The organism is Plesiomonas sp., from assembly GCF_051650925.1.
Taxonomy (GTDB): Bacteria; Pseudomonadota; Gammaproteobacteria; order Enterobacterales; family CAMTGL01; genus Plesiomonas.
In genome coordinates this window covers 1-3,559 of record NZ_JBOFRH010000424.1, presented here as the reverse complement: position 1 = coordinate 3,559, position 3,559 = coordinate 1, and the positions used below count along the sequence as shown (strand labels likewise).

Genomic DNA, 3,559 nt, shown 5'->3' with positions numbered 1-3,559 from the left:
CAGGGCGCGCATTATTCCGCATTTCCCTTTGGCTGTCAAGGTTTGTTTTTCACATTCCTTAAAAGCGTTTTATTCTTTACTGCTTAGCTTTCAGTGATTTGCATCACGGTTGCCGTGTCAGTGGGGTCGCATTATAGGGCGTTTTGAGTTTGGTGCAAGAGATAATATAAAAAAATAACGCGTTCGCGTCATTTTTAATCATTTCCCATGAAAAAAGGCTGTTTTGTTATTTTAAGCACGCTAATTCGCTGAATTGTTGAGCGAATTCTTTCACTTTATCCCAATTGGTGTATTCAATTTCTTTGCTTGTGTCGGTTTCTCCGCCGGTAATGCGCATAATGAGTTGGATCATGATGCGGTCAAACCATTTATAACGTGGGTAGTAGAGTGCACCGGCAAAAACAGCGGCCAGTTTCGGCTTCCACGGGGAGCGTTGCAGGAACTTCTTTATATAGGCATTGGTTTCCGGTGTGTTTTTACCCTCTTTACGGGCTGTGAGGTTTACACCAAAAAAAGCGCTAGGCCGAGTGTTGAGTGTTTGCTGGTGTTGCCCGATAAATTGTTCGACGGCAGGGTTAAAGTGCCCATAACGGATGGAGGCACCAATCAGGACGGCGCGGTAGTTATCCCATTGTGGTGTGAAGGGTTGCTGGATATCACGCAGCTCTACCGATGCAGGGCTGAGTGTAGCGGCGATGTTCGCCATGATGCGCTGGGTTTGTCCGTCGGTACTGGAGTACAGCAGTAACAGGGTATCGGCCATGATCAGTTCTTCCAGAAAGTAGGGGTGAATAGGACCAGTAGGGTAAAGACTTCCAGCCGACCAAATAACATGGCGACGATCAATATCCATTTGGCACTGGCATTCAAATCAGCAAAGTGCGGGGCAACTAACCCAAGCCCAGGGCCAAGGTTGTTAAGGCTGGCCACGACAGCGGAAAAGGCGGTGAGTTCATCAACGCCGGTGGCGATAACGGCGATCATGCATACAATGAAGACCAGTGTATAGGCGGAAAAGAACCCCCATACGCCTTCAATAATGCGTTCAGGCAGGGCGCGACGGCTGAGTTTGATGGCATAAACAGCGTTAGGGTGTACCAGCCGCTTTAGTTCGCGATTCCCTTGTAAGTAAAGAAGCAGGATACGGATAACTTTTAAACCACCGCCGGTTGATCCGGCACAACCGCCTATAAAGGAGGAGAACAGCAGTAAAATGGGGAGGAAAGAGGGCCAGTCAGCAAAGCTGGCGGTAGAAAAGCCTGCGGTGGTGCTGATGGATACGGCCTGAAAGAAGGCGTTATCCAGTGCCAGCCATGCGTTGTCGTATACATCTCGATCAAACAGTACCCAAAAGCAAATGAGGGTTAGGCTCAGTTGTACAAACAAGAAAAAACGACACTCCGGATCACGCCAGTAGTGACGCCACGGGGTACGACTGGTAAGGGCGGAGAAGTGCAGTGCAAAGTTGCAACCGGCAATAATCAGGAAAACAGCGGTAATGACGTTGATCAGTGGGCTATTAAAGTAGCCAATGCTGGCATCGTGGGTAGAGAAGCCGCCAATGGCGATGGTGGCAAAGCTGTGGCTGATGGCATCAAAGACACTCATTCCCGCGCCCCAAAATGCAAGGGCACAGGCGATGGTGAGTGAAACATAGATAAACCAGAGTGTTTTGGCGGTTTCGGCGATGCGGGGGCGCATTTTATGATCTTTTTGTGGCCCAGGCATTTCGGCACGATACAGTTGCATGCCACCTATCCCTAATAAAGGAAGAATGGCTACGGCAAGGACGATAATCCCCATACCGCCAAGCCATTGCAGCATTTGCCGATAAAACAACAGGGCTTTGGGCAGGTTATCCAGCCCAACAATGACGGTTGCGCCAGTGGTCGTCAGGCCGGAGAAGGATTCAAAGAAGGCATCAGTCAGTGAAATGGGCAGTTCGTTGGCAAAAATAAACGGCAGTGCCCCAACGCTGCCAAGCACGGTCCAGAATAAGACGACGATGATGAAACCATCACGTGATTTAAGATCGTGTTTGTCATGGCGGTTTGGAAACCACAGCAGTGCGCCAATGACCAGCGCGGCAACAAACGTTTTGGTAAACGCGGTACCTGCACCATCGCGATAGAGCAACGCCACCAATGCCGGAACGAACATGGTGACGGAAAACAGCATGATCAGCATGCCAACGATGCGGGTGATAGAGCGAAACTGCATGTAACAGCAATCCTTCGAGCTAAACTAAACGGTGATTATTCAGGCAATGCCTGCAGGATAACGCTACCGCGAGAGCGATCTTTAAGCGTAGCGGAAAAAGCTGCGACACTCTCAATCGGTAAGGCGAGTGTTAATGTCACCTGTTCGGTAAACTCACTCTCTATTTTTTCACCCTGATAGTCGGGTAGTATATTTTCAATGGTGCTCAGGAGTGTGTAGTCACACACCAGACGGTAGTGTTTACGTTCAATTTTCTCTTGTGTTATCAACAGTTTCAGTGCCTGCTGCGGGCCATTTCCATAGGCCCGCACTAGCCCACCGGTACCGAGCCTTATCCCACCATAATAGCGCACCACAATGGCGGTGATCTCACCGACACCGCTACCAAGCAGACAGCTTAAGATCGGTTTACCGGCCGTTCCTGCGGGCTCTCCGTCATCAGAGAAGCCCAGTTGTTGTGAGTCATGTGGGCTGCCGGCCACGAAAGCCCAGCAGTGATGCCGAGCCTGTGGGTGCTCGGCTTTGACCTGATTCACAAATTGCTTGGCCGCATCAACTCCTGCGGTATGTGCCAGCAGGGTAATGAAACGGCTTTTTTTAATCTCCTCTTCAAACACGGCGGTTTGAGCAGGGATAGGGTAATGCGCCATAAAAACGGTGCGCCATCAATAAAAAATAAAATACGGTTAATTGAGTGCCAGATCACGGGTGAGGTTTTCAACACCGTGTTCGGTAATCACGATGTTGTCTTCAATCCGAATTCCCCCAAATGGGCGCAGTTGATCGATTTTCGCCCAGTTAAAATTGGCGGCTAGCGGGTGCTGTTTCCATGGTTCGAGCAGTGAGTCTATAAAGTAGAGGCCCGGTTCAATGGTCAGTACCATGCGCGGCTCAAGCTGCCGAGTACAGCGCAGAGCCGGATATTCGGCCGGCGCAGCAAGGTGTGTACCCTGTTCATCTTGCATAAAACCTGCAACATCATGCACTTGCAGCCCAAGGAAGTGACCTAAACCGTGTGGCAGGAAGGGGCGGGTGACGCCTTCGGCCATCATGGTATCTTCGCTCATGCGGACAATATCATGCTGACGCAGCATACCGGCGATGCGCTGATGCATCTGAATATGCAGATCAATATAGTGCATGCCCGGCTGAATGCTGGCGATCAGTGCCTGCTGTTGCTCGTGCATATCACTAATCAGGGCGGCAAAGTCATTTTGCTCGCGCGCATAGGTTCGGGTGATGTCTGCGGCATAGCCGTTATACGATGCACCGGCATCGAGTAAAAAGCTGTCTGAACGGGCCGGTGTTTTTTGTGCCAAGCTGGTGTAGTGCAGTACGG

At 50.5% G+C, this 3,559-nt stretch carries 4 protein-coding genes; all 4 read right to left on the bottom strand.

Features of this window, described 5'->3' with window-relative positions:
- Nucleotides 1–226: 226 nt before the first annotated feature.
- On the bottom strand, nucleotides 227–763 hold the full coding sequence (gene hemG, locus ACRC27_RS10110) for a menaquinone-dependent protoporphyrinogen IX dehydrogenase (protein WP_438639809.1): 537 nt from the start codon (nucleotides 761–763) through the stop codon (nucleotides 227–229).
- A 2-nt stretch (nucleotides 764–765) separates the two neighbouring features.
- Nucleotides 766–2,220 carry a Trk system potassium transporter TrkH gene (trkH, locus tag ACRC27_RS10105; protein WP_438621821.1) on the bottom strand — a complete coding sequence of 485 codons (1,455 nt, stop codon included), beginning with the start codon at nucleotides 2,218–2,220 and terminating at the stop codon, nucleotides 766–768.
- 35 nt (nucleotides 2,221–2,255) lie between these two features.
- Nucleotides 2,256–2,870, bottom strand: a complete 615-nt coding sequence (locus ACRC27_RS10100) for an IMPACT family protein (RefSeq protein WP_438621820.1) — start codon at nucleotides 2,868–2,870, stop codon at nucleotides 2,256–2,258.
- Between the two features lie 36 nt (nucleotides 2,871–2,906).
- Nucleotides 2,907–3,559, bottom strand: a 653-nt coding sequence (gene pepQ / locus ACRC27_RS10095) for a Xaa-Pro dipeptidase (RefSeq protein WP_438639808.1), incomplete at its 5' end; no start/stop codon positions are given.